22 protein-coding genes, 1 tRNA gene and 1 pseudogene are annotated in these 26,048 nt (G+C 60.8%); 13 read left to right on the top strand and 11 right to left on the bottom strand.

Annotated elements, in window-relative coordinates; genetic code table 11:
• Positions 1 to 46: 46 nt before the first annotated feature.
• The gene (locus tag ACNFIC_RS00205) at positions 47 to 781 is read right to left on the bottom strand and encodes a secretin N-terminal domain-containing protein (RefSeq protein ID WP_138221559.1); all 735 of its coding nucleotides are present in this window, start codon (positions 779 to 781) and stop codon (positions 47 to 49) included.
• A gap of 190 nt (positions 782 to 971) precedes the next feature.
• Here ACNFIC_RS00205 and ACNFIC_RS00210 point away from each other — a divergent pair, with 190 nt between their 5' ends.
• On the top strand, positions 972 to 2,414 hold the full coding sequence (locus ACNFIC_RS00210) for a SulP family inorganic anion transporter (protein ID WP_138221558.1): 1,443 nt from the start codon (positions 972 to 974) through the stop codon (positions 2,412 to 2,414).
• A 106-nt stretch (positions 2,415 to 2,520) separates the two neighbouring features.
• Here the strand turns inward: ACNFIC_RS00210 and fusA are convergent, their stop codons facing one another.
• Together fusA and ACNFIC_RS00220 are read right to left on the bottom strand one after the other, a co-directional pair.
• Entirely contained in the window at positions 2,521 to 4,632 is a 2,112-nt protein-coding gene (fusA, locus tag ACNFIC_RS00215) for an elongation factor G (protein WP_138221557.1), read from the bottom strand.
• An 83-nt stretch (positions 4,633 to 4,715) separates the two neighbouring features.
• Positions 4,716 to 5,144, bottom strand: a complete 429-nt coding sequence (locus ACNFIC_RS00220; protein WP_138221556.1) for a hypothetical protein — start codon at positions 5,142 to 5,144, stop codon at positions 4,716 to 4,718.
• A gap of 203 nt (positions 5,145 to 5,347) precedes the next feature.
• On the opposite strand from ACNFIC_RS00220, the gene ACNFIC_RS00225 reads away from it, so the two are divergent.
• The gene (locus tag ACNFIC_RS00225) at positions 5,348 to 5,650 is read left to right on the top strand and encodes a hypothetical protein (protein WP_138221555.1); all 303 of its coding nucleotides are present in this window, start codon (positions 5,348 to 5,350) and stop codon (positions 5,648 to 5,650) included.
• Positions 5,651 to 5,655: 5 nt separating this feature from the next.
• On the opposite strand, the gene ACNFIC_RS00230 is transcribed toward ACNFIC_RS00225, so the two are convergent.
• Together ACNFIC_RS00230 and gcvA are read right to left on the bottom strand one after the other, a co-directional pair.
• On the bottom strand, positions 5,656 to 6,906 hold the full coding sequence (locus tag ACNFIC_RS00230) for an aspartate aminotransferase family protein (RefSeq protein WP_416779199.1): 1,251 nt from the start codon (positions 6,904 to 6,906) through the stop codon (positions 5,656 to 5,658).
• A 140-nt stretch (positions 6,907 to 7,046) separates the two neighbouring features.
• Positions 7,047 to 7,943, bottom strand: a complete 897-nt coding sequence (gene gcvA / locus ACNFIC_RS00235; RefSeq protein ID WP_138221553.1) for a transcriptional regulator GcvA — start codon at positions 7,941 to 7,943, stop codon at positions 7,047 to 7,049.
• A 257-nt stretch (positions 7,944 to 8,200) separates the two neighbouring features.
• Here gcvA and ACNFIC_RS00240 point away from each other — a divergent pair, with 257 nt between their 5' ends.
• From ACNFIC_RS00240 to ACNFIC_RS00250, 3 genes are all read left to right on the top strand, one after another.
• Entirely contained in the window at positions 8,201 to 9,583 is a 1,383-nt protein-coding gene (locus ACNFIC_RS00240; protein ID WP_138221552.1) for an amino acid permease, read from the top strand.
• Between the two features lie 131 nt (positions 9,584 to 9,714).
• Complete coding sequence (locus ACNFIC_RS00245; RefSeq protein ID WP_416779202.1) at positions 9,715 to 10,266, top strand: GNAT family N-acetyltransferase; 552 nt, start codon at positions 9,715 to 9,717, stop codon at positions 10,264 to 10,266.
• Positions 10,263 to 10,958, top strand: a complete 696-nt coding sequence (locus ACNFIC_RS00250; RefSeq protein ID WP_138221550.1) for a glutathione S-transferase N-terminal domain-containing protein — start codon at positions 10,263 to 10,265, stop codon at positions 10,956 to 10,958. Before ACNFIC_RS00245 ends, ACNFIC_RS00250 begins: the two co-directional genes overlap by 4 nt.
• A gap of 18 nt (positions 10,959 to 10,976) precedes the next feature.
• Here ACNFIC_RS00250 and ACNFIC_RS00255 read toward each other — a convergent pair whose 3' ends face one another.
• Positions 10,977 to 12,593, bottom strand: coding sequence for an inorganic phosphate transporter (locus tag ACNFIC_RS00255; protein ID WP_416779204.1), 1,617 nt, complete (start codon positions 12,591 to 12,593; stop codon positions 10,977 to 10,979).
• 136 nt (positions 12,594 to 12,729) lie between these two features.
• Here ACNFIC_RS00255 and ACNFIC_RS00260 point away from each other — a divergent pair, with 136 nt between their 5' ends.
• The 6 genes from ACNFIC_RS00260 to ACNFIC_RS00285 all read left to right on the top strand — a co-directional run bounded on the left by ACNFIC_RS00260 (position 12,730) and on the right by ACNFIC_RS00285 (position 17,019).
• Positions 12,730 to 13,161, top strand: a complete 432-nt coding sequence (locus ACNFIC_RS00260; protein WP_138221548.1) for a GNAT family N-acetyltransferase — start codon at positions 12,730 to 12,732, stop codon at positions 13,159 to 13,161.
• Between the two features lie 132 nt (positions 13,162 to 13,293).
• Positions 13,294 to 13,671 (top strand): helix-turn-helix domain-containing protein, encoded by a 378-nt coding sequence (locus tag ACNFIC_RS00265; protein WP_138221547.1) that lies wholly within the window; start codon positions 13,294 to 13,296, stop codon positions 13,669 to 13,671.
• 144 nt (positions 13,672 to 13,815) lie between these two features.
• Entirely contained in the window at positions 13,816 to 14,454 is a 639-nt protein-coding gene (uvrY, locus tag ACNFIC_RS00270) for a UvrY/SirA/GacA family response regulator transcription factor (RefSeq protein ID WP_138221546.1), read from the top strand.
• A gap of 10 nt (positions 14,455 to 14,464) precedes the next feature.
• On the top strand, positions 14,465 to 16,288 hold the full coding sequence (gene uvrC / locus ACNFIC_RS00275) for an excinuclease ABC subunit UvrC (RefSeq protein WP_416779206.1): 1,824 nt from the start codon (positions 14,465 to 14,467) through the stop codon (positions 16,286 to 16,288).
• A 32-nt stretch (positions 16,289 to 16,320) separates the two neighbouring features.
• Complete coding sequence (pgsA, locus tag ACNFIC_RS00280; protein WP_011534581.1) at positions 16,321 to 16,881, top strand: CDP-diacylglycerol--glycerol-3-phosphate 3-phosphatidyltransferase; 561 nt, start codon at positions 16,321 to 16,323, stop codon at positions 16,879 to 16,881.
• Positions 16,882 to 16,943: 62 nt separating this feature from the next.
• Positions 16,944 to 17,019 (top strand) — tRNA-Gly (locus ACNFIC_RS00285).
• Positions 17,020 to 17,122: 103 nt separating this feature from the next.
• On the opposite strand, the gene ACNFIC_RS00290 is transcribed toward ACNFIC_RS00285, so the two are convergent.
• From ACNFIC_RS00290 to ACNFIC_RS00305, 4 genes are read right to left on the bottom strand one after another with little or no spacing between them, the layout of a single operon-like run.
• On the bottom strand, positions 17,123 to 17,380 hold the full coding sequence (locus ACNFIC_RS00290; RefSeq protein WP_416779208.1) for a PAAR domain-containing protein: 258 nt from the start codon (positions 17,378 to 17,380) through the stop codon (positions 17,123 to 17,125).
• The gene (locus ACNFIC_RS00295) at positions 17,377 to 18,270 is read right to left on the bottom strand and encodes a DUF6708 domain-containing protein (RefSeq protein ID WP_416779210.1); all 894 of its coding nucleotides are present in this window, start codon (positions 18,268 to 18,270) and stop codon (positions 17,377 to 17,379) included. Before ACNFIC_RS00295 ends, ACNFIC_RS00290 begins: the two co-directional genes overlap by 4 nt.
• Positions 18,271 to 18,272: 2 nt before the next feature.
• On the bottom strand, positions 18,273 to 20,159 hold the full coding sequence (locus tag ACNFIC_RS00300; RefSeq protein ID WP_416779211.1) for a T6SS effector BTH_I2691 family protein: 1,887 nt from the start codon (positions 20,157 to 20,159) through the stop codon (positions 18,273 to 18,275).
• The gene (locus tag ACNFIC_RS00305; protein WP_416779213.1) at positions 20,156 to 20,320 is read right to left on the bottom strand and encodes a bacteriophage T4 gp5 trimerisation domain-containing protein; all 165 of its coding nucleotides are present in this window, start codon (positions 20,318 to 20,320) and stop codon (positions 20,156 to 20,158) included. The genes ACNFIC_RS00300 and ACNFIC_RS00305 overlap by 4 nt, the downstream gene beginning before the upstream one ends.
• Here ACNFIC_RS00305 and tssM point away from each other — a divergent pair.
• Positions 20,313 to 24,200, top strand: a complete 3,888-nt coding sequence (tssM, locus tag ACNFIC_RS00310) for a type VI secretion system membrane subunit TssM (protein WP_416779214.1) — start codon at positions 20,313 to 20,315, stop codon at positions 24,198 to 24,200. The genes ACNFIC_RS00305 and tssM overlap by 8 nt on opposite strands.
• Before the next feature lie 264 nt (positions 24,201 to 24,464).
• On the opposite strand, the pseudogene ACNFIC_RS00315 reads toward tssM, so the two are convergent.
• Positions 24,465 to 24,977: pseudogene (locus tag ACNFIC_RS00315) on the bottom strand (chloride channel protein); the annotation flags it as partial.
• A gap of 317 nt (positions 24,978 to 25,294) precedes the next feature.
• Between ACNFIC_RS00315 and ACNFIC_RS00320 the strand changes: the two are divergent.
• The gene (locus ACNFIC_RS00320) at positions 25,295 to 26,014 is read left to right on the top strand and encodes a TorF family putative porin (RefSeq protein WP_138218142.1); all 720 of its coding nucleotides are present in this window, start codon (positions 25,295 to 25,297) and stop codon (positions 26,012 to 26,014) included.
• Positions 26,015 to 26,048: the final 34 nt, after the last annotated feature.

Genomic DNA, 26,048 nt, shown 5'->3' on the forward strand with positions numbered 1-26,048 from the left:
CTGGTCAGTTTAAAGGCCTTTGGTCGAGGCCTTGATTTGTCTGGTTTCAGTCGAGAAGGTCGACTTTGACACGCAATGTCATGTTTTCACCCCGTTGTGTGCTGTAACTCAGGCTTGACGCGCTACGTTCGGCTTGGCTCTGTTGATTGAAGCCGGCCAGTGTGATCCACTCGCCGAGGCGGCCGGTGATGGTCGTGTCGGTGCTTTGCACGTTCACTACATCCTGACGTTGCTGGCTCATTCGATCATGATTGGTGCTTATTTGCAGCCGAACCGTATCACCGCTCAGGCGCGGCGTTACGTAGAAGCCTTGGGTGACGTTACGGTATTCGGTGTTGCTCTGAAGGCGCCCGTAAGCATCGGTTGAGGTGCTGGTGATGGGAATACTCTGCCCTACCTGGATCAACGCCGGCTGCCCTTCGCTGGCCTGCACTTGTTGCAGGCCTCCTTCGCGGTTGGAGGTGCCGTAGTGGATCACTCGTGCGTTACCGCGGTTGTCCTGGAAGTTGCTGTCGTTGTTATCGACGCTGATCAGTAGCCGTTTGGGGGCCGTGTCGAGCTGCTGCAACAGGGCGCGCAGATCGTCGATGCGCGGTTGCGCAGCGTTGACGATCAGCTTGTTCTCGAAGGCGCTGACGCTGCCGTCCTGGCCGATGAACGATTGGGCGGTGGGTAGCAGTTCGCTGCTGGCACGGTGTTGCAGGGGGATGACCTCGGTGGCGGCCTGGGCGGTCAGGCTGGCGGCCAGCAGCAGCGAGGTGAGGAGGGGGCGTAGCGGCATGTCCATGATCTCCGCGAGTGGAATACGCATGATGGCAAATTTACGAGCATCTTGCCGGGTAGGGATAACAGCGTGATGGCTGCTGTCAGACAAATTCCGTAACATCGCGCCCTCGATTTCAGCCACACCTGCGAAGACTGCCCGGTTCCTGTGGGAGCGGGCCTGTCTGTGCAACCGGTATAGGACCTTCATGAAACCCGCTCGTTTACGCGCCGATCTACTCGCCGGCCTGACCACCTCTTTTGCCTTGGTGCCCGAGTGCATCGCGTTCGCCCTGGTGGCGCATCTCAATCCGCTGATGGGCCTGTATGGCGCCTTCATCATCTGCACCCTGACCGCACTGTTCGGTGGCCGGCCAGGCATGATCTCCGGCGCCGCCGGCTCGATGGCCGTGGTGATCGTCGCTCTGGTGGTGCAGCACGGGGCGCAGTACCTGCTGGCCACGGTTTTGCTGGGCGGGGTGGTGATGATTCTGTTTGGCGTGCTGCGCCTGGGCAAGCTGGTGCGGTTAGTGCCGTACCCCGTGATGCTCGGCTTCGTCAACGGCTTGGCGATCGTCATCGCCTTGGCGCAGTTGGAGCATTTCAAGACAGGCGAGCACTGGCTCAGTGGTACGCCGCTGTACCTGATGATCGGGTTAGTGGCGCTGACCATGCTGGTGGTCTATGGCCTGCCGAAACTGACCCGCGCCGTGCCCCCGGCCCTGGTGGCGATCCTCGGTGTCGGTCTGTTGGTGTACCTGCTGGGCCTGCCGACTCGCACCCTGGGTGATATGGCGCATATCGCCGGTGGCTTGCCTGGCCTGGCGTTGCCCGAGGTGCCTTGGAGCCTCGAAACCCTGAAGATCATCGCCCCCTATGCGCTGCTGATGGCCATGGTTGGTTTGCTGGAAACCCTGCTGACCCTCAACCTCACCGACGAGATCACCGAAAGTCGCGGATTCCCGGATCGTGAGTGCGTGGCGTTGGGGGCGGCCAACATGGTGTCGGGATTGTGCGGTGGCATGGGCGGCTGCGCGATGATCGGACAGACCGTGATCAACCTCAGTTCGAATGGCCGTGGCCGGCTGTCTGGGGTGGTGGCGGGGGTGATGATCCTGCTGTTCGTGCTGTTCCTCTCACCGTTGATCGAACGCATTCCGTTGGCGGCGTTGGTCGGGGTGATGTTCGTGGTCGCCCAGCAGACCTTCGCCTGGGCTTCGTTAAGGGTGTTGAACAAGGTGCCAGTCAGCGATGTGCTGGCGATCATCGCGGTGACCGTGGTCACAGTGTTCACCGACTTGGCTACGGCGGTGCTGTTTGGCATCGTCATCGCTGCGGTCAACTTCGCCTGGCAGCACGCCCGCGAGCTGTATGCCGATGCTCATCTCGATGCCGAGGGCAGCAAGCATTACCAGGTGCATGGCACGTTGTTCTTCGCCTCGACCACGCCGTTTCTCAATCAATTCGACCCGGCACGCGACCCGGACAAAGTGACGCTGGATTGCCAGCACCTGAGCTTTGTCGATTATTCGGCGGTTGCGGCGCTCAAGACCCTGCGCGAGCGCTATGCCAGGGCCGGCAAGCACCTACGCGTGGTGCACCTGTCGGAGCGCTGCAAGAAGCTGTTGAAGCGCGCTGGCGAGCAGCACTGAAGAGGTGTGCTGCCAGTGCTGGCCCTTTCGCGGGTAAACCCGCTCCCACAGCGATCGCATAACCCGTGGGAGCTTTAGCCGCGAAAGGGCCGGTACAGTAGAAAGGCTATTCCCCGCGATTCTTCTTCACAATGCCATCGGCAATACTTGCCGGTGCCTCGGCGTACCGGGTGAACTCCATCGAGAAGCTGGCTCGGCCTTGGGTCATCGAACGCATCGAGGTGGCGTAGCCGAACATTTCACCCAGCGGCACCTCGGCGCGGATTACCTTGCCGGCCGGGGTCTCGTCGCCATCCTGGATCATGCCGCGGCGTCGACTCAGGTCGCCGAGGATATCGCCCTGATACTCCTCCGGGGTGACTACCTCGACCTTCATCACCGGCTCCAGCAGCACCGCGCCGCCTTTTTGCGAGAGTTGCTTGGTGGCCATGGAGGCGGCGATCTTGTAGGCCATTTCGTTGGAGTCGACGTCGTGGTATGAGCCGTCGTACACCGCAGCTTTCAGGTTGATCAGCGGATAGCCGGCCAGCACGCCGTTCTTCATCTGCTCCTCGATGCCTTTCTGGATCGCCGGGATGTACTCGCGCGGCACTACGCCGCCGACGATCTCGTTGACGAACTCCAGGCCCTCCTTGCCGTCGTCGCCCGGTGCGAAGCGGATCCAGCAGTGGCCGTACTGGCCGCGCCCACCGGACTGGCGCACGAAACGCCCTTCGATTTCGCAGGTATTGCGGATCTTCTCGCGGTAGGCCACCTGTGGCTTGCCGATATTGGCCTCGACGTTGAACTCGCGGCGCATGCGGTCGACGATGATGTCCAGGTGCAGCTCGCCCATGCCGGAGATGATGGTCTGGCCGGTTTCCTCGTCGGTGCGCACGCGAAACGACGGGTCTTCCTGGGCCAGCTTGCCCAGGGCAATGCCCATCTTTTCCTGGTCGGCCTTTGTCTTGGGCTCGACTGCCACCGAGATCACCGGGTCGGGGAAGTCCATGCGTTCGAGGATGATCGGCTTATCGATGTCGCACAGGGTATCGCCGGTGGTGACGTCCTTCATGCCAATCAGCGCGGCGATGTCGCCGGCACATACGTCCTTGATCTCGGCGCGCTGGTTGGCGTGCATCTGCACCATACGGCCGATGCGCTCTTTCTTGCCCTTGACCGAGTTGAGCACGGCATTGCCCGAGCTGAGCACGCCGGAATACACCCGGGCGAAGGTGAGGGTGCCGACGAACGGGTCGGTGGCGATCTTGAAGGCCAGCGCCGAGAACGGCTCGTGGTCGTCGGCGTGGCGCTCCAGGTGCTTGTCTTCGTGGTCTGGGTCGGTGCCCTTGATCGCTGGGATTTCCGAGGGCGCGGGCAGGTAGTCGATCACTGCGTCGAGCATCAGCGGTACGCCTTTGTTCTTGAACGACGAGCCGAGGATGGTGGGCACGATCTCGTTGGCGATGGTGCGTTGGCGCAGGGCTGCCTTGATTTCTTCGACGGTCAGCTCTTCGCCGTCGAGAAACTTCAGGGTGAGTTCGTCGTTGGCCTCGGCAGCGGCTTCGATCATGTGGGCGCGCCACTCGTCGGCCAGGGCCTGCAACTCGGCAGGGATGTCCTCTTCGCGGTAACTGGTGCCTTGGTCTGCGTCGTTCCAATAAATGGCCTTCATCTTGACCAGGTCGATCTGGCCGATGAAGTGTTCCTCGCTGCCGATGGCCAGTTGGATAGGTACCGGGTGGTGGCCCAGGCGCTGGTCGATCTGCTTGACCACACGCAGGAAATCCGCGCCCTGGCGGTCCATCTTGTTGATGTAGGCCAGGCGTGGCACGTGGTACTTGTTGGCCTGGCGCCACACCGTTTCGGATTGCGGCTCGACCCCATCGGCGCCACTGAACACCACTACCGCGCCGTCGAGCACGCGTAGCGAACGCTCCACCTCGATGGTGAAGTCGACGTGGCCTGGGGTGTCGATGATGTTGAAGCGGTACTTGTGGGCGAATTGCTTGGTCGAACCTTGCCAGAACGCTGTGGTGGCCGCCGAGGTGATGGTGATGCCGCGCTCTTGCTCCTGGGCCATCCAGTCCATGGTCGCCGCGCCGTCATGCACTTCGCCCATCTTGTGGTTGACCCCGGTGTAGAACAGGATCCGCTCGGTGGTGGTGGTCTTGCCGGCATCTACGTGGGCGACGATGCCGATATTGCGGTACAGCTCGATGGGGGTGGTGCGGGCCATGGCGAGTCACCTGCAGGTGAAGGTTCTCCCAAGGTAGCAGAGCGGGAGAAACCTGCCGTGGTGCTGCGTCGTACAGCGTGCCGTCAGTCGGCCAGGACCTGCAATTGCCACTGGCCGTCGGTCTCGTGGGCCAGGCCGCTGGCGGGCAGCAGGGCCAGCAGGCGCTCGTGCAGACTTGCGTCGGTAAAGGCCTTGAGGGTGGTCATGTCCAGGCTGCCGACGGTGATCAGCTCGTGCTTGGTGTACGACAGCCAGGCTTTCTTCAGCACCAGCAGTACGTCGCTCCCGGCGCTGTTGGCGAAGCGGCGGTTGAGGGTGCGGCCTTCGAGTTCGAAGGTGTGGCGATAGCTGTAGGTGCTTTCGTCGCCGGCGTTCTCGACACAGCGATGGCAGCGGCACGGGCCTTCGCCGAAGGCGTTGCGCAGATAGCTGTTGAAGTCCACGACAGGCTTGAGGGTCAGGCGTTTGTCGACCTCGAACAGGTCGGCGATCAGGGGTTGTTCGGCGCTCACTCGTTGTCCTCGCGTGGTGGGGCGTGCATCGGCGGGCACCCTAACAGATCGAGGCGGTGGAGGCCATGCTGGTCTGGCCGCGCGGCGCCTTCGAAGCCTTTGCCGGAGTGCGCCTGCTTCGCGAGCAGGACACTAGAGACAACGACCACGCTCTGCCGTACCCTAGCGGCAATTTTCGCCCCCATGCCTTGAGGTAAACCCGCTTGAGTAACAAGTACCCCTACATCGCCACCGTGACCGTCAGCTGCGAAGATCGTGGGGGTGACACCGAGGCCTCGGAAAACCCGAACATGCGTGTTGGCCTGGAGGCGGTGACCGAAACCCTGAAAAAGGTGCATTTCGTGGGCACCCTCGCAGCGCCCGAGAAGTCGGCCACGCACATCTGCGTCACCCTGGACAATGGCTTGACCTACTACGGCCCGATCGTCAACGGTCATGCCGAACTCGAAGGCGGCTGGATCGCCTTCGAATGCGACATGCTCACCCCGGCAGAGCTGGGGCTGTAAGCCCCTCAGTCCAGTTCCGCCAGGCAGCGCTCGAGGATATCCAGGCCTTCCTCTAGCACCTCGGCCTCGATGGTCAGCGGGGCCAGCAGGCGAATGATGTGCCGCGCCTTGCCGCTGGGCATCAGCAGCAAGCCGCGGGTCCGCGCGGCCTCTAGCACTTTGGCCAGTTGCGCCGGTGCCGGGCTGCCGTCTGGATTGACCAGCTCGATGCCGCGCATCGCGCCGGTGCCGGTCAGGCGTCCCAGGTACTTGCAGGCCCCCGAGACTTTCCAGCGTGCATGGCGTGCGACTATCGCCTGTTCCTGGCGCTCGCCCCAGGTGGCGAGGTGGGTGTCGGTCATCTGTGCAAGGCTGGCCAGTGCCGCCGCACAGGCGATCGGGTTGCCCGAATAGGTGCCGCCCAGGCCACCTTTGGGCAGGGCCGCCAGCAGCTCTCGGCGGCCCATCAGCGCACCCAGCGGCATGCCCCCGGCGATGCTCTTGGCCAACAACAGCAAGTCCGGCTCGATGCCCAGGCGCGGGAAGCCGAAGCGTTGGCCGGTACGGCCGAAACCTGACTGGATTTCGTCGATGATGATCAGGATCCCGTGCAGGTCGCAAAAGCGCCGCAGCGCCTGGGCGAACGCAGGGTCCATGGCCAGGAAGCCGCCTTCGCCCTGCACCGGCTCGAAGATGAACGCTGCCACGTCCTCTACCGCCAGTTCGACGCTGAACAGCCGGTCCATGGCCTTCAGAGCCTGTTCGCAGGTAACGCCGGTGTCAGGGCTGGGGAAGGGCAAGTGGTACACCGGGCCTGGCAATTCACCGACGCGCTGCTTGTAAGGCGCGACCTTGCCATTGAGGTTTAGGGTGGCCAGGGTACGACCGTGGAAACCGCCGTCAAAGGCGATGATGGCGCGTTTGCCGGTGGCGCCACGTGCGACCTTCAGTGCATTTTCTGCCGCTTCCGCACCGCTGTTGGTCAGCATGCCCGCCAGCGGGTAGTTGACTGGCACGAACGCGGCCAGTCGCTCCATCAGTGCCAGGTACGGGCCATGTGGTGCGGCGTTGAAGGCATAGTGGGTCAGGCGGCCGGCCTGTTGCTGGATCGCCTCGACCACGGCGGGGTTGCAGTGGCCCAGATTGAGCACACCGATACCGCCGACGAAGTCGATGTAGCGTTTGCCATCGGTGTCCCATACTTCGGCATTGCGGCCGTGGGAAAGTGTAATCGGGTGAACGATGGCAATGGATTGGCTGATACTTTCCTGATTCATCTACACGCGGCCTGTTGTTCGAATATGGCTCATATCCAAGCGTGCAGTGGGTATGTTCCGCAAACGAATTATTGGATTACGATCATTCCCAGGATTCGTGATGTAAGGGCGCAGGCAAGCCCTGCTCGTACTGACGCCGCTCAATCTTCCTCAGCCACCCGTTCGCTGATCCAGCGTACGAAGGCCCTGACCTTGGGGACTTCGGCGGCATGTTCGGCATAGGCCATGAAGTGCCGGCCATTGCTCGGCACCGGATGGTCCCAGGCCACCACTAGCTTGCCCTCGCTCAGCTCTTCGGCCACCAGGTAGCGCGGGATCAGGGCGATGCCGCAACCGGCGATGGCAGCGCGGATACACAGGTAGAACGTGTCGAAGCGTGGCCCGTGGTAGCTGTTCTGGCTATGCAGCCCCAGCCCCAGGAACCACTCGTGCCAGGCCTCCGGGCGCGAGGCGCACTGCAGTAGGCGGTGCTCGCCGAGCATCTGCGCGCTGCGCAAGGGCCGATTGGCCAGCAGTTCAGGGGCGCACACTGGGACGACTTCCTCGCTGAACAGCTCGATGCAGGTGGCCCCAGGCCAGGTGCCCTGGCCGAAGAAGAACGCGATGTCGGCTTTGGCCTGCACCAGGTCGAACGGCTCCAGTTCGTTACGGATATCCAGGTGGATGCGCGGATGACGCTCGCCAAAGCCTTTTAGCTTGGGCACCAGCCAGCGCGCGCCGAAGGTCGGCTGGGTGGCGATACGCAGCACTTCGGTCTCGTCGCCGTAGCTGAGGATGTAACGGCTGGAAATGTCGATCTGGGTGAGGATCTTGTTCACTTCGGTGAGGTACAGCGCGCCGGCCGGCGTCAGGTGCAAACGCCTGCGAATGCGCTGGAACAGCGGGTGGGCGAGCATGTCTTCGAGCTGCGCCACCTGTTTGCTCACCGCGCTCTGGGTCAGGTGCAGCTCTTGCGCTGCACGGGTGAAGCTCAGGTGGCGGGCGGCAGCTTCAAAGCATTGCAGGGCGGTGGTCGAGGGCATCAGGCGTTTGGACATGGTGGCGGTGAACCCTGCAAAAAAAGGAACGAGTTCATTCTTTATTGGAATGATGTGTGTCGAAAAGGTCGTTTTGTCGACCCGGCCTCATAGATTAATACTGACCTGCGTCAACGATTTCAACCGGGCATGCGAAGAGGAGGGCAACCGCGCAACCGGGTATTACAAGAACAACAAAGAGCGACTCTGACTGACAACATTCTGCTTCAACTTTTTCAGCCGTTGCTGCAAACGGCCGACCCATTAGAGGGTTCCCCATGGCATCGCCACACAACAAGAAACAGCGTTCCCTGCAACACGGGCTGACCTCCCGCCAGGTCTCGATGATTTCCATCGCCGGCATCATCGGAGCAGGGTTGTTCATCGGCTCTTCCAACGCCATCGCCACCGCCGGCCCGGCGATTCTGATTTCCTACGCCATGACCGGCCTGCTGGTGCTGCTGGTGATGCGCATGCTCGGCGAAATGGCCATCGCCAACCCCAACAGCGGCTCGTTCTCCACCTACGCCAGCGAGGCCATCGGCCCCTGGGCGGGCTTTACCATCGGTTGGCTGTACTGGTGGTTCTGGGTGTTGATCATCCCGGTCGAGGCCATCGCTGGCGCCGACATCCTGCATGCTTACTTCCCTGCTGTACCTTCATGGCTGTTCGCCTTCCTGATCATGGTCGTGCTGTCGGGCACCAACCTGGTGAGCGTGAAGAACTTCGGTGCTTTCGAGTATTGGTTCGCGCTGGTGAAGGTGGTCGCGATCATCGCTTTCATCGTGGTTTGCAGCCTGGCGGTGTTCGGCTTCTGGCCGTTGGCCGAGGTGTCCGGTGTGAGCCGGTTGTGGGAGAGCGGTGGGTTCATGCCTAACGGTTTCGGCACGGTGCTGGGCGGCGTGTTGATCACCATCTTCTCGTTCTTCGGTGCCGAGATCGTCACCATCGCCGCTGATGAAACTGCCAACCCCAAGGAGAAGATCCGCCGAGCCACCAACTTGGTGGTGTACCGCATCGCGATCTTCTACTTGGCGTCGATCTTCCTGGTTGTCTCGCTGGTCGCTTGGAATGACCCGCAACTGAAGGCTGTGGGTTCGTTCCAGCGAGTGCTGGAGGTGCTCAACGTGCCGGGCGCCAAGTTGCTGGTGGACATCGTGGTGCTGGTGGCCGTGACCAGCTGCATGAACTCCGGGCTCTATACGGCCTCGCGGATGCTCTATTCGCTGGGCGCACGTGGCCAGGCACTGAGCATGACCAAGCGTATCTCCGGTGCCGGCGTGCCGACCGTGGCGGTGATCCTCTCCACTTTCGCAGGTTTTGCCGGTTGCCTGGTCAACTACGTTCTACCTGGCAAGGTATTCGGCTTCCTGCTCTCGACTACGGGCGCCATCGCCCTGCTGGTCTACCTGGTGATCGCCGTGTCGCAGTTGCGCATGCGGGCGCGTGCCGAGCGTGAAGGGCGTACGCCGGAACTCAAGATGTGGCTGTTCCCATGGCTGACCTGGCTGGTGATTGGCACCATCGTCATGGTCCTGGGCTACATGTTGTTCAGCGATGCCTATCGCTACGAGACGCTGATGACTGCGGGGGTGACCCTGTTCATCCTGCTGGTAGCATTGACCCGGCGTGGCAAGGTGCCGGTCGTGCAAGCGGCCTGAGCCCCAGGCCCAAGACCCAAAGCCCATGACTTGCTCATGGGCTTTTTGCGTGCAGGCAGTGCAGCCTTGCAGGCATCGGACGGGGCTGGCATTGTCGGGGCACACCCCCGGATGCCCGACAGGACGTTGCCATGCCTTACCAGATCCGCCCGGCCCGCTTCGATGACTGCGCAGCCCTCAGCCAGGTCGGTGAGGCCACTTTTGCCATGGCCAGCCCACCTGACAGCGCGGCGGCGGCGCAGCATCACTACATTGTTCATCACTTGCAGCCCGAGCATTTCCAGGCGCACCTGCGGCATCCGCACAAGCGCTTGCTTGTGCTCGAACAGGGCGGCCAGGTGCTTGGCTACAGCATGCTCGACCTGGCCCCTGGTGTGCTGGGGGTCGCCGCCGCCGACCGTTTGGTTGAGGTCTCGCGTTGCTACGTGTTGCCCTGCGCCCATGGGCAGGGTGCGGCGCAGCAGTTGCTGGAGGCGACCTTGGCCCAGGCCCACGGGCCGGTGCGACTGACCGTCAATGAAGCGAACGCCCGCGCCATTCGCTTTTACCAGCGCAACGGCTTTGCCAAGGTCGGCGAGGCGGTCTTTACCTGCGGTGACGAACGGCACCGCGACTGGGTGATGGTGCGTAGCTCGCTTGCTCCTGATCCCGCAACCCTTTCCACTGCCAAGGCATGCACATGACTGATCTGTCTGCTTTCCCGATTACCGGCAAATGGCCGGCGCAGCACCCAGAGCGCCTGCAACTGTATTCGTTGCCGACCCCCAACGGAGTCAAGGTGTCGATCATGCTCGAAGAGATCGGCCTGCCGTACGAGGCGCACAAGGTCAGCTTCGACAGCAATGACCAGCTCAGCCCCGAATTCATCTCGCTGAGTATCAACAACAAGATCCCGGCGATTCTCGACCCGGCCGGACCGGGCGGTCAGCCGTTGCCCTTGTTCGAATCGGGCGCGATCCTGCAGTACTTGGCGGAAAAGACCGGCCAATTGCTCAGCAGCGACCCGGCCCAGCGCTACCAGACCTTGCAGTGGCTGATGTTCCAGATGGGCGGCATCGGGCCGATGTTCGGCCAGGTCGGGTTCTTCCACTTCTTCGCCGGCAAGGCCTACGAGGACAAACGCCCGCGTGATCGCTACGTCAACGAGTCCAAGCGCTTGCTGGGCGTGTTGGAGCGCCACCTGAAGGGCCGGCAATGGATGGTCGATGACTACAGCATCGCCGATATCGCCATCTTCCCCTGGGTGCGCAACCTTGTGGAGCGCTATGACGCTGGGGATCTGGTGGGTTTCGATGAGTTCGTCGAAGTGCAGCGGGTATTGGCGAACTTCCTGGCCCGTCCGGCGGTGCAGCGGGGTTTGCAGATCCCCGCTTGAACAGGCCACTAGTGCCGGTCAGAAAACCTGGTTGAGCAGCCAGTACAGGCACCCCGCCAGCAGCATCGCCGCAGGCAACGTCAGCACCCAGGCCATCAGCAGATTGATCAGGGTGCGGCGTTGCAGCCCCGAGCCATTGGCGACCATGGCCCCGGCCACTCCCGAACTGAGCACGTGGGTGGTCGATACCGGCAGCCCGAACATGTCCGCCGCACCAATCGTGCACATCGCCACCACCTCTGCCGAGGCGCCTTGGGCATAGCTCAGGTGGGTCTTGCCTATCTTCTCACCGACGGTCACCACGATGCGTTTCCAACCGACCATGGTGCCCAGGCCCAAGGCAATGGCCACCGCTACCTTGACCCACAGCGGAATGTAGCGGGTGGCATCGTCGAGCTGGCGTTTGAACAGTTGCACATGGCGGGCGGTATCGGCGTCGAAGCTTGCCAACTGGTGCTTGTCGAGCAGGCGGATTACTTCGCTGGTCAGGTACATGTCGTTGCGCACGTTGGCCATGGCTTCGGCCGGCACGCGCTTGAGCGAGCCATAGCCCTTGACCTCCTCGCCGACCATGCCGGTCAGCGCCGCCAGTGCCGGTATCAACGCCGGGCTGGCCTTGGGTTCGCTGATGAAGTCGGTCAGGGTCTGGCGTGGGTCGGCCGGCGCAGGTTGCGGCGCGCTGCGCACCAGGGCCTGGCGGGTGAATTCGGCGACTGCCGAGAATTGCAGCGCCTGCTCGTTGGGCATGGTCTTGTTCAGGGCATAGGCCATCGGCAGGGTGCCGACCAGGATCAGCATGATCAGGCCCATGCCTTTTTGTCCGTCGTTGGAACCGTGGGCGAACGACACGCCGGTACAGGTCAGGATGAGCAGGCCGCGAATCCACCACGGCGGCGGAGTCTGGCCTTCGGGCGCCCGGTACAGCTCGCGGCGCTTTACCAGTGCGCGCAGCGCCAGCAACAGCAGGGCCGCGCAAACGAAACCGATCAGCGGCGAGAACAGCAGGGCGTAGCCGACCTTGCTGGCCTGGCCCCAGTCGACCCCGCTGGTGCCGTCGCGCCCATGCATCAGCGCGTTGGCCACGCCCACGCCAATAATCGAGCCGATCAAGGTGTGCGAGGACGACGCCGGCAGACCCAGCCACCAGGTCCCCAGGTTCCAGATGATCGCCGCCAGCAGCAGCGAGAAGATCATGGCGAAGCCTGCACTGGAGCCGGCCTGCAGGATCAGCTCCACTGGCAGCAAGGCAATGATGCCGAAGGCCACCGCGCCACTGGAGAGCAGCACGCCAAGAAAGTTGCACAGCCCCGACCACACCACCGCCACCGAGGCCGGCAGCGAATGGGTGTAGATCACCGTGGCCACCGCGTTGGCAGTGTCGTGGAAGCCGTTGACGAACTCGAAGCCCAAGGCGATCAGCAGTGCCAGGCCCAGTAGTAGAAACGGCGTTACCGTGGTGACCAGGGTGCCGCTGGCGCTGACGTCTTGTTGCAGGCTGTAGAAGGTGTAGGTCAGGCCGGCCAGCAGCAGGCTGAAGAACAGAACAAGGGTGGCGCGGCTGGGGCGTTGTGACAGCTGTGGGAGAGCGTCGAATGGGGTCAGGCTATCCGGGCTGACCATCGAGGGGGTTGTCATGCGGGCTCCGAAGGCGTCGACGCGATGGGGGAGGTTTCCCATCCTAGAAACAATTCGTTTCCACGGCGTGACCTCGGTCAAAGGACTTCTAGTCTAGAAGGCAGTGAATGATCGCCACGATACCTGTCGGTGTGCCATGCCCCTTGAACTTATCCCTGCCAGCGATGATGACCTGCGCTTCGCCCGCGACCTTACGCGGCGCGCGATGTTGCCCTACTACCATGCGTTCGATTTGCTGTGGATCGAGGAGGCGTTCGACGAGGCCTGGCGCTGGCGTGAGCAGTGGCTGGTGGCCGAGGATGGCGTCAAGCTGGGCTTTTGCAGCCTGAGCCAAGACCGCCAGGCACTGTTCATTCGCGAGTTGCACCTGCTGCCGGAGCACCGCGGGCGGGGTGTCGGCGGCTGGGTGCTCGAGACGCTCGCCGCTTGGGCAGTCCAGCGCCGCTTGCCGGGCGTGCGTTTGATGGTGTTTCGCACCAACCCCGCGCGGCAGTTGTACCTGCGACATGGTTTTGTCGCACAGGGCGAGGATGAGTGTTTCGTAAGGATGCAGCGCAATGTCCTTTGATCGGCGCCGGCAGCATGGCGCAATGACAGCTTGCAAGGATTGGATCCAATTGGCATAGTGCAGACGACTGATCAGTCATTCACTCGGGTGCTGGATGCACCCGGGATTCATCCAAGCAGAGGAGGCGAGTAGATGAGCGGATTTGGTCCACGTTTGCGGGAAGAGCGTGAGCGCCTTGGCTTGACCCAGCGCGTGTTCGGCGACATCGGTGGTGTCGAGCCCAATGCCCAAGGCAAGTACGAAAGTGGCGAACGTACGCCGCGTATGGATTACCTGGCGGCTGTCGCGGCCCGCGGTGTCGATGCCTTGTACGTGCTGACCGGTTTTCACACGCCCGCGCCACTGGACAGCCTGAGCGCCGAAGAGGATCACCTGCTCGGTGCATTCCGCCGGTTGCCGGATGCCGATCAGGCTGCCGTCTGGCACTTGCTCAGCCGCCTGGCCGGCGAGGCGGATGCCGATCAACCCCCGCGTATTCGGCGCTTCGAGCGTGCGGCGGCATTTCAGTGAGGTCTACCCCCGTCGGATTTCGCCGGCTGGTCTATGAGGGCCGGTGCTTGAGCGGCGGAATTAACCGCGCTGGCCACTAGGTTGCCGGTGAAATTTTTTGTTAAGGTGGCGGGATCCAATCGCCCCCACTGACGAGGTGTCTGCTTGATAAGGGTCCTGGTGGTCGACGATCACGATCTGGTGCGTACAGGCATCACGCGCATGCTGGCCGACATTGATGGCCTGCAGGTAGTGGGGGAGGCGGACTCGGGCGAGTCGGCCCTCAAGCTTGCCCGCGAGCTGAAGCCAGATGTGGTCTTGATGGACGTGAAGATGCCAGGGATTGGTGGTCTGGAAGCAACCCGCAAATTGTTGCGCAGCCACCCGGATATCAAGGTGGTGGCAGTGACAGTGTGCGAGGAAGATCCGTTCCCCACGCGCTTGCTGCAAGCCGGTGCTGCCGGTTACCTGACCAAGGGCGCAGGGCTTGACGAGATGGTCCAGGCCATCCGTCTGGCCTTCGCCGGGCAACGTTACATCAGCCCGCAGATCGCCCAGCAGTTGGCGCTCAAGCCGTTCCAGCCGCAGGGCTCGCCATTCGATGCCTTGTCGGAACGGGAAATCCAGATCGCGCTGATGATCGTCGGCTGTCAGAAAGTGCAGATCATCTCTGACAAGTTGTGTCTGTCGCCCAAGACCGTCAATACTTACCGTTATCGGATTTTCGAAAAACTCTCGGTCACCAGCGACGTCGAACTGACCTTGCTGGCTGTCCGCCACGGTATGGTCGACGCAAGTCTTTAAGCAAAACCCCATGTCACACACTTTCGATGCCAGCGCGTTCCTGGCCACCTGCAGCGGCCGCCCGGGCGTGTACCGGATGTTCGATGCCGACGCTCGCCTGCTTTACGTGGGCAAGGCCAAGAACCTCAAAAAGCGCCTGGCCAGCTACTTTCGCAAGACTGGCCTTGCGCCCAAGACCGCTGCGCTGGTGGGGCGCATTGCCCAGGTCGAAACCACGATCACCGCCAACGAGACCGAAGCGCTACTGCTTGAGCAGACGCTGATCAAGGAGTGGCGTCCGCCCTACAACATCCTGCTGCGTGACGATAAGTCCTACCCGTACGTGTTTCTTTCTGACGGAGACTACCCACGCCTTGGCATCCATCGTGGCCCCAAGAAGGCCAAGGGTCGTTACTTTGGCCCTTACCCGAGTGCGGGCGCCATTCGCGAAAGCTTGAGCCTGCTGCAAAAAGCCTTTTCGGTACGCCAGTGCGAGGACAGCTACTACGCCAACCGCACCCGCCCGTGCCTGCAATACCAGATCAAGCGCTGCAAGGCGCCGTGCGTGGGCTTGGTGGAGTCCGGCGAGTATGCCGAGGATGTGCGCCATTCGGTGATGTTCCTCGAAGGCCGTAGCCAGCAGCTGGGCAACGAACTCAACGCTGAGATGGAAACAGCTGCCATGGCCTTGAATTTCGAGAAGGCCGCGGAGCTGCGTGATCAGGTCGCCCTGCTGCGTCGGGTGCAGGACCAGCAGTACATGGAAGGCGGCTCGGGCGATGTCGATGTGGTGGCAGCGTTCGTCAACCCCGGTGGCGCCTGTGTGCACCTGATCAGCGTACGCGGCGGTCGGGTGCTGGGGAGCAAGAACTTCTTTCCGCAGGTGGGTATCGAGGAAGAGGTGGCCGAGGTTATGGCGGCATTCCTGTCCCAGTATTACCTCGGCAATGGCGAGCGCGAGCTGCCGGGCGAACTGATCGTCAACGTGGTACATGAAGACTTCGAGGCCATCATCGAGGCGGTGCACGCCCTGCGCGGCTGCGAACTTGCCATCAGCCACAGGGTACGCGGCACCCGTGCGCGCTGGCAGCAACTGGCCGTGACCAACGCCGAGCAGGCGCTCAACGCGCGCCTTGCCAACCGCCAGCACATGGCCGCGCGTTTCGAGGCCCTGGCCCAGGTACTGGAGCTGGATGAAGTACCCCAGCGCCTGGAGTGCTACGACATCAGCCACTCAAGCGGCGAGGCCACCGTGGCCTCCTGCGTGGTGTTCGGTCCGGAAGGGCCGCTCAAGTCCGACTACCGGCGCTTCAACATCGAAGGTGTTACCGCTGGCGACGACTACGCTGCCATGCACCAGGCCTTGCAGCGCCGTTACGGACGCATCAAGGACGGTGAGGGCAAGCTGCCAGATGTGCTGTTGGTGGACGGCGGCAAGGGCCAGTTGAACATGGCCCGTGAGGTCATGCAGGCGCTGGGTTTCGCGGACCTTACATTGCTGGGCGTGGCCAAGGGCGTAACGCGCAAGGCCGGTTTCGAGACGCTGTACCTGAACGATGTTGCCCATGAATTCACTCTCAAGGGCGACAACCCCGCGCTGCACCTGATCCAGCAGATCCGCGACGAGGCTCACCGCTTTGCTATCACCGGCCACCGCGCTCGACGTGGCAAGGCCCGTCGTACGTCAAGTCTGGAGGATGTAGCTGGGATAGGGCCCAAGCGTCGGCGTGACTTGCTGAAACACTTCGGCGGGTTGCAAGAGCTCAACCGCGCCAGTATCGACGAAATCGCCAAAGCGCCGGGCATCAGTAAAAAGCTTGCCGAGTCGATTTATGCGAGCCTGCATAGCGAGTAGAATGCCTGTTCAACTCGCAGCCAGTCGTACCGATGAATATTCCAAACCTGCTCACCGTTCTACGCGTCCTGCTCATCCCGATCTTCATCCTGCTGTTCTATGTGCCCTATCACTGGAGCTACATGGCCGCCAGCACGGTGTTCGCCATCGCCGCCGCCACGGATTGGCTGGACGGCTACCTGGCCCGTCGGTTGCAGCAGAGCACGCCGTTCGGCGCCTTCCTCGATCCCGTAGCGGACAAGCTGATGGTTGCCGTGGCCTTGGTGTTGCTGGTGCAAGTGCACGCCAACTTCTGGCTCACGTTGCCCGCAGCGGTGATCATTGGCCGTGAGATCGTGGTTTCGGCGCTGCGCGAGTGGATGGCCGAACTCGGCGCGCGTGCGCACGTGGCGGTGTCCAACCTGGGCAAGTGGAAGACTGCGGCGCAGATGCTGGCGCTGGTGATCCTGCTGGCCAACCCGCCGGTGCTGACGTTCTGGGTGGTGCTGGGCTATGGCCTGCTGCTGGTGGCGGCGGGGCTGACGCTGGTGTCAATGGTGCACTACCTGCTGGCTGCCTGGCCGCACCTGCGCGAAGGCTCGGAGCAGAAATAAAAGTTTTTGAATCAAGGGGTTGACGCCATTGCGCAATGCTTTAAAATGGCGCCCATCACGACGCGGGAATAGCTCAGTTGGTAGAGCACGACCTTGCCAAGGTCGGGGTCGCGAGTTCGAGTCTCGTTTCCCGCTCCAAATATTGGCTCACAGATTTCTACGAAATTCTTTGAGCCCTCGAAAAAAGACGCTTCGGCGTCTTTTTTCGTTCTCGTGTCAAAGTCGTTTGCCGGTTTTGCTGTCAATCAATCAGCCAACCCGAGTCGCCCTCGACCAAGGTTCCGCCATGGCTGGTGGTGTCTCCCTCCCTTGCCGCCGGTTGGCCCTCGATGATCGTGCCGCCAGCACCGGCTTCGATGACAGCGTCACAACTGATCCGGTCGCCGACGCGTGCTATTGCCCTGCCATCCACGAATGCTGCGCTTGCGCCCGTTTCTACTGTGCCTTCGCCATGGATAGGGCAAGTATGACGATGGCCTACGAGTACGATGGGCTTCATTTGCGCTTTCCTTTTTTGGGTTGAATAGGGGCTTGCTCGAAGGCCTCTGGCGGCGGCGGTGCTGCCCGGACATTGAAGAGTCGACATACGCCATACCAGCAGAGGGCGAGGCCGAGGTTGTAAGGGAACAACACGGCCCAGAACGGCAGTTGCCAGTTTTTTTTGCCCTGCATTTCTCCGGGCTCGCCGGTTCGCCAGGGGGCGTAATGGCGCCAGGCTTCTGCCGGGGTCAGGCAAATGGCATGAAGCGGCCGGTGCCACCAGTTGGGTTCGCCGGGAGGAGGAAGTTTGGCTGGGCCGTGGTTCATGAAGTGGCGAAGGTATTCCCAGACTTCGGCGACGTGTTTGATGCCGGGTTCGGTGGGTTCGTTGCTGTCGGTCCAGAGGCAATCTTTTTGATGGAGGCTGCCGTCTTCTCGACGGGGGGCGAATGCGAGTGCATAGGAGGTGCTGAAGGATGAGCCACCAAACTCTGTGCGCTTGAAAAGCCCCCCTCCGGTATTGTGCCATTCGAAGACGAATACCCTTCTGAAACGTTGGTAGTAGATTTTTTTTGTTGAGCGGTTGAAGCAAACGCTTGATAAGCCTTTGATGAGAAATATTCGATAAATGAGAAATGGGAGAAATATGAAAGGTCCTAGTGCTGTGCCGATGATCAATATCGGATTGAGAGTATAAGGATTCCAGGCTTCTTCGGACAACAAAATAGGATAGAGGCCAATCATCAAAGTGACAATTGCTGCACAGTACAGCTTTCCCATAAATATGGAGTCTGTTACCCAAGGGTTATGCAGGTGCAGAGTGTTTTCGGATACGCTCAATAGCTGGCCACCAATTGCGGGTTTATACCCTGAGCATAAGTTTGAGTTGAATAGCCATATAGTTGCCATGATCAGCGCTCTAGATGAAAGTTAGAATGAATCTCAGCACCTTCGGTAAGTCCTCGGTTGGAGCTGTAGGCGAGATGAAGTGAGACATGGTTTTGGTGGTGCAGCGTGAGCTTTATATGAAGGATCAAGCCGGCGTCTACAACGTAGGCAGCAGGATTGATTGGAAATACGTCGATTCCTCCATCGTCACGAAGGCTGCTCGAACCTCCTGACCATTGGCTGGCGCCTATAGCGAAGCCCGGCAGCAGTACTGTGAACTCAGCCGTGGTTTCAGACGTGATCGCATACTTATATTTTATAGCTGACCAATTTGGCTGATTCCAGTGAGTGTGTTGGTGCCATTGAGTATCGACATTAGTTACGCCAAGTGATTGCGCTTCCTTGGCTGATAATAGTCTTGGCCTATAGTGCTCATCATGCCAAGCTTTGATTTCTGCGTGCAAGGAGTGAAATGGAGGAAGTTTTTTGTAATGATCCAGAATGATTTCAGAACGAATCTCTCCATCATTGATGCGATTGCCAAAGATGCTACGTGCTGTCCATAGCTCAATCGGACTGTGAAGGCGCTCATGTGCTTTGGCGTGAAGATACAGGCCCCCAGCAAGGATCGCTGCTCCCGCGAGCACCAATGCTGCTGCGGCCCACCCGGCGAAGGGGACGAATACCGTGGGCCCTGCTATTGCAAGCCCGGCCTCAAGAATGACCGCAGAACCAATGGCCGTGGTTACCCCGCCCGTGAATGTGTATGCGGCGGCAGCTGAGTTTCCGTTTTCGTTTTGGCGCCAAGCTTTAAAGGCGTCCGAGGAAAAGCCAAAAATTATTGCAGGATAGCCTGCCAATCGCGCAAAAAGATTACTGCTCAGGAACTTGACCACGCCATTACCAAACCCCATCCCCGGTGCCGTCGAACTCAATCTCAGCATCACGGCCTTCTGCGTAGCCCGCACGCTGACCAATGTCGCCGCGGCCGCTCCAATTACACCGAAAATCGACGCCGCAAACCCCAACGTATATTCCGGCGCACTGCTTTTTTGCAGGCTGTTGTAAGCCGTCTTCAGCGAGATCACGTTGAACCACAGCATTCCGGCGTTCGCACCACCGCCCATCAGATCGCGCAGTTGGTGCTGATAGGCCGAGACCGACAGGCTCAGGTCCAGGGCTATCCCTTCAGCATCGGCCAGCGCCACTACCACCGGTATTTTCGGCTGGGTGCTGGGGTAATCCCGGGCAATGGCGTTGAGTCTGCCGACGGACAAGATGCCGGTGGACGCGTGGCTGCTCCAGGTCAGGGACATCCGCCGGCTTGCCGGTTTGTAGTCTTCGACCCAATTTTGCAGGGCGCTGAGCGGCAGGACATGGGGCTGGGTGGAGGGTGCTTGGTTACCGGCAATCAGCTCGGCCATGTCCAGCTTGCGCATGTGCCGTTTGCGCAGGGCTGCCGAAGCGGTGATGCGGGCAGTCGTGGCGTTGGTCCAAAGGTGAGGGCTGTAGCCGATCCACACTTCCTTGGCTGTGTCCTGGCAGGTATCGGCCCATACCCAGCCCATGCTCTGGCTGGACAGGTAGCGTTGGCGCAGGTGATAGCCTTCGAGCCCTTGATAGCGCAGCTCCTGATAGCGTCCTTCGCCGTCGTACTCATGAATGACCAGCTTTTCGCCCTGAGGACCTTTCATGAACACGTAGATGTAGCCTGGGCGCAGTGCGCGCAGGGTGTAGGACGAGTGCAGCAGTGGGGCGAAGCCGTGTTCGAGATTGAAGCCTGCGTCTGCGTAGCGGCAGGCAGGGGCATCGCCGGTACGCGGCACGATGGCATAGCGCACCGGCAGGATGGGCACGCGCGGGCTGCAGGCAGGGCCGGCTGTGGCGCTGTCGACGGCGGCGTCAGTCATGGGTGGATTCCTTGATTTGGACCAGTGCGTGCAGCTCGCGAAGACGGGCCTGGGGCGACTCGTTGAGGTTGGTGGATAAACACTTCCTGACGATCCAGCTCGTCCTCGAACCGCAGCTCGTTGAAGCCATCGCCCTTGTGCGTCTGGCTCTTGATGGTCAAGCGTCAGGGCATCGATCAATATGAGCTTCGCGCAAGCATGGACCATCAGGTGCGCGAGTTCTGTGTGCAAGCGGGCGAGACTGACCTCGACTTCATCGCCCGCTTGGCGGCTGAAGAGGGCTTCGTCTATCGCTTCGAGCACAGCGAAAAACGGCATAAGTTGATCATCACGGATCAATTGCTATCCCTTGGGCTGATCAGCCATGGCGTGCTCAAGACCAAAAACGATGACGAGAATTGCTTCGAAGGCGAAGACGCTATCGACCCCAACACGGTCTTATATCAATCCAACAGTGGTGGCGATCAGGCCACAGCTTGCCTTCGGCGCTTGCGCTATAGCGAGCAGGTACGAACCTCTCGTCAGGTCCAGCGCGACTACACCTTCACCCATCCGGCGTATCGCCAGGAACACCGTGCTTCAGGCCCCTTCCTGGAACACCAGTCCAGTGACTACGAGCGCTTCGATTACCCCGGCCGCTACAAGCGCGATGCCGCGGGCAAGCCGTTCACTGAAAACCTTATCACTGCCCTGCGCCATGATGCGCGCATCGCAGAAGTGCAAGGAGATGACGTCAGGCTGCAGCCTGGCCTCAGCTTCACGCTCACAGGCCACCCACGTGACGACCTGAATGTTCATTGGCGCGTGAACAGTGTCGTTCACAAAGGCAGCCAGTTCACCAGCTTGCAGGAAGAAGCCTCCGGCGCCGACCAGAGCACGCGCTACGAGCAAACCGCTCAGCTCGTTCCCGGCAGAACCGAATGGCGCCCTGCTCCGCTGGCAAAGCCCCGCGTCGACGGCCCTCACATGGCCACCGTCGTCGGACCGCCTGGTGAGGAGATTTATTGCGACGAATGGGGACGGGTCAAAGTCAGCTTCCCCTGGGACCGGGAGAGCAATAACAACGAGTTCAGCTCCTGCTGGGTGCGGGTATCCCAAGGCTGGGCAGGTGGTAGCTGGGGATCGATGGCCATCCCGCGCATCGGCCAGGACGTGATCATCCAGTACGTCAATGGCGACCCTGACCAGCCGATGATCACAGGGCGCACCTATTGCGGCGACCAGTTACCGCCCTACGACCTGCCCGACCACAAGACCCGCATGCCGCTGTACGTGGTGCTGACCAAGTTCGACCTGTTGGACGGATTCGACCAACTCTATGCCGGTCTTTCCGTCGCCATGCGGGAAAGAATGCTCGGTTTCACGTTCAAGCTGGATGCGATAGGCACATTCGACGCTTGGCTGGAGGAGTATGGCGACCACTACGAGCAGTTGATCAGCCAGCTGTTTGAGCAGGTGGTGGATCGGCTCGATGCGCTGGACAGCGCTGCCCAGCGCGCGCGCTTGTTCTCATTGCATGCGCAGTTGATCGGCTTGCGCCCAATATTGCTGGGATTCCTGAAAGAAGCGCTGGCCAGTGATCGCTACACCACGCCGGCCTTGGTACGCGGTGTGTACTGGTCCTCGGTCATCCAGCAAGGTGAGATGTTCAATGCGTTCGTGCGCGAGGCCGCGCAGCCCTACAAGACGAAGCTCCCTTTGCTCGAGGGCAAGGTACAAGGCAAGGCGCTACCGTACTTCATCCAGCATGCTTTCGGGCGGGTCATCTATAAGGAAGCCGGACTTGCCGGGGACAACATCAAGGTGGCGCGCAGCAAGCGTCAACTCCTATGGGTCGGCTCTGGGGTGGGCATACTGGCTTTTTGTGTTGCCATCGCCAGTTGGCAGCGCTTCTTCGATATCAATGGCGCCAAAGCCACCAACGTGCTTGCCAAAAGCCGGGAATACAGCCATCACGAGGTTGATCAGCGCCTGGATCCTACCGGACGCAATCTGCTGGAGCCGCTGGACCAGATTCGTGATGCGGTATCGGTATTTGGCGATTATCGCTCTGCATGGCCGGGTGTTTCCGATTTTGGCCTGTATCAGGGGCGCGCTATCGGCCCGCGTGTCGATGAGGCATATCTCAGCTTGCTCTCCAGGCGGTTCCTGCCGGCCTTGGCCAGTGGAGTGATCGATGCCATGGATGCTGCGCCCCCGGGCAGTGAGCAGCAAATGGCTGCCCTCAGGGTTTACCGCATGCTGGAAGACCGCCACAACCGCCGCGCCGAATGGGTCGAAGCGTGGATGGCCCGACAATGGCAGCAGAAATTCCCGGGCCAGGGGCAACTGCAGCGCGACCTCATGCGGCACCTCAAGTACGCCTTGACCTACGCCGATACCGACCTGCCGCAGTACAGCCAACGTGTCGCCGCAGTGCAGGACGCGTTGCGCAAGGTGCCGCTACCCGAGCGGGTTTACGTTGGCCTCAAACAACAGGCGGCGGAGCAGTTGCACACCGGGCTGGACTTGCGTCATCAGGTTGGGCCGGCCTTCGACGTGGTGTATCAGCCGTCCATGAGCGCCAGGCAGGGCGATGATGTGCTGTTAGCGCCGATGCTCACTGCCAAAGGTTTCAAGGAGTACTTCGAACCACGCAGTCAGAGCTTCGCCGATTTGGCGATGATCGACCAATGGGCGCTGGGCGAGCGTAGTCAGCTCGATTATTCGGATGCCGACCGGGAGGTGTTGAGCGAACGGCTACGCAACTTATACAGCGCCGATTACATTGACAGTTGGCGCCGTGCCCTCAACGCGTTCAGCGTGGCAGACTTCCGTGACCTGGACCATGGTGTCGCGATCCTGCAGCAGTTGACGGGGCCTGCGGCGCCGCTGCATCGATTGCTCGACACGGTCCGGGAGAACACTTCGCTCTCAGCGGCCGGCGTTGTTGAGGTAACAGATCAGACCAAGACAGTGCTGCCGATAAGTAGTAAGCCTGAGCATCAGCAGGCGTGGACTATTCAAAGGGCCTTTGCCGGGCTGAGTGCGATGCTGCAGGGAGCCGCAGAGAAGCCTAGCTACTACGATGAAACCCTGGTTGCTCTCACAGCCGTACACGACTATGCCAAGGCGGTGCAGGACAGCCCGGACCGAGGCAGGGCAGCACTGCAGGCCGTGCATCAGCGTTTCTCGATGACTGGGCATGACCCCATCGGCACCTTGCAACGGGTATCGACCGGCTTGCCTGAACCTATCAACCGCCAGGTGCGAAAGGTGGCTGATCAAACGGCGCAGGTATTGAATGTTGAAGCACTGCGCGAGTTGGAGCGGCGCTGGGATGCTGAGGTGTATAGTTTCTTTCAGCAGCGCCTGGCAGGCCGATACCCCTTCGTGGCCAGGGCGCCGGACGCGTCGCTGGATGACTTCGAGGCGTTCTTCGGGCCGAAGGGCCGGCTGCAGCAGTTCAATGAGCAATATCTGAAGGTGTTCCTGAAGGACAACCTCGAAGCCCTGCAAACCGGCCAGCAGGGGCAGTCCCTGATCCGTAGCGATGTGATCGAGCAGTTGGAGCTGGCGGACCGCATTCGCGAAACGTTCTTCGATCAGCGCGGCAACTTGAGTGTGCAGTTCAGTATCGAGCCGTTAGGGCTGAGTGCGAACCAGCGCACGAGTTTGCTGGATCTGGACGGTCAGTTGATTTCCTACACCCATGGCACGAGTCAGATCACCGGTGTCATCTGGCCCAATACGCTTGGGCAGCATGTGCGTAGCAACCTGACGCTGCTCAGGCAGAGCGGCAATAGCAGCAGCCTGGAGTATCGAGGCCCCTGGTCCATGTTCCGCCTGCTCAGTCGTGGTTCGCTCAATGGGCGGACGGCGACCAGTGTGGACTTGAGCTTCAGGACCGGTGATGGCGTGATGCGCTACCGGCTGAGCGCGCAGAAGGCTTTCAATCCCATTACCCAACAACCGTTCAAAGGCTTCCGCTTGCCACGCGGGTTGCTGCAACAGCCATCCAGGATGGTTCAGGCCGGGCAGACGGGCGCACCTGTCATGTAAATCTATGAAAAGCCGAAAGGCTAATGCCTGTCAGTTAATCCTTCGTTGCAGTAGTTTGGGCCGTTCCAAGACCGTGCAAGCCGGCATTCAGAGTGCTCACGCGGACTTTGAGCGGCCTTGTGCCGCGAAAGGGCCGCAAAGCGGCCCCATTGGCTTAACTGGCCTGCATTAGCCAAAAGGCTCTTTTTTCGTTCCGGCGAAAGCCACCACAAAGACCGCTTGAGCTTCAACTGAGCGCCGCCAGGGCTGGTAGTGTCGAGTGATTCATTTGTCGATAGCGTCAACTCTGGAAACGGACGGCGCTGGAGTATGAAGCTTGTCGATAATCTGCTTGGCCAAGGCATGGTAAAGAGAGACCGGAGACACCCATCCCGAGATGGCTGCTGCCATGAGTGTTGCGGCCAGCATGGGAATGGCCAGATCCGGGCTGTGTGTAAGCTCAAGCACGATGACCGAGGCGGTCAGCGGCGAGCGTGTAACACCGGCCAGGTACGCGCCCATTCCGAGTAATGCGCATGCTTGAGGATCAACATCGGGTAGCACGCTCAACACAGGCGCAAAGGCAGCACCGATGCTCAGAGAGGGCGAAAAGAGACCGCCCGGAATCCCGGAGAGATAAGAAACGACACTGGCCAGAAACTTCCACAGCAGAAAGCTTTGGTCCGTGATTGGCTGACCCTCCAGCAAGGCACGCGTTTCTTCATATCCGGTGCCGAATACATGATTGCCGGAGACGAGCCCCAACGTGCCCAGCAGCAGCCCACACATGGCTGACTTGGAAAGTCGTGAGTATGGCGTGCTTTACCGGGCAGGCCTATCCGACACAGGTGGTAGTGGTGCCAGATGTGGCGATCTACTTGCCCAATTGCAATGGGTCGCCAGCGCGAGATCGTTGCCAGGTGGTCCAGCGTGCTTTGGTGGCAGCAAGGTGTCTTGTCGTCAGGCGCATGCGCGGGGTCGCTACCTACCGCAGAGTAATGGCATCACGCCTGCAACTCACCCAACCACGGGTAGCGTTGATGGCGTAGGGTTTTCCTCGTCAATCGATGCCGTTATGCTTCTCGTTCCAGAGCGGGTTTACCAGGATTGTGCACATGGTCAGACACCTGCTAATGCTGACGGCGGCCTTGCTGTTCTGTGCGCCGGTGTCCGCCAAGCAGATTCAACGTCAATTGGGTGATTTTGCCTTCAAGCTCAGTACCCAAGGCTCCCGCTCGATGGCACAGGGGTTGATTTCGCCCAGCGCCGTCGGCGCATTCCATGGCGGCGTGGATGTCAGTCACTCCAGCGGTTTGTACATGGGGCAGTTCGCACCCAGCCTGGGTCTTTCACCCAACTCGACTCTCAAACTCGACAGTTATTTCGGCTACAAGCGCCGATTCGATGAAAGCCTGGGCTTCGAGGCCGGGCTTATTCATTACAGTCAGCCAAACCTTTCCAACAGTGAAAGCTATGCCCTGTATGGTGGTTTTTCGACGTTGGACAGTCGCTTCGCAGGTGCCTGGAGAAACGATCCAGACAACCGCACGGGGACGTTATTCGTCGATGTGGGCCGCCTTCCGTTGTTCGAAATGGACCTGACGCTGAAGGTCGCTCACCACCGCCTGGGCACGCCTTTCACGATCGGCGATGGCAGCCAAGTGGATCATTTCAATGATTGGTCGGTGGCGCTGTCTCGCCCTTGGCTGGGGGTCGACCTGGACCTCATCTACAGCAGTTCCGACCTGCAAGGCGCCGGTTGTGTCGTGTATGCAGGCATGAACAACTACTGCGAGAGCATGCTGATGTTGAAGGCGCAGCGAAGCTTTTTCTAACGCTCAGCCAGCGTCGCTCATGTGCATGTGGTGG

The sequence above is a fragment of the Pseudomonas sp. NY15463 genome (assembly GCF_048068415.1).
Taxonomy (GTDB): domain Bacteria; phylum Pseudomonadota; class Gammaproteobacteria; order Pseudomonadales; family Pseudomonadaceae; genus Aquipseudomonas; species Aquipseudomonas mosselii_C.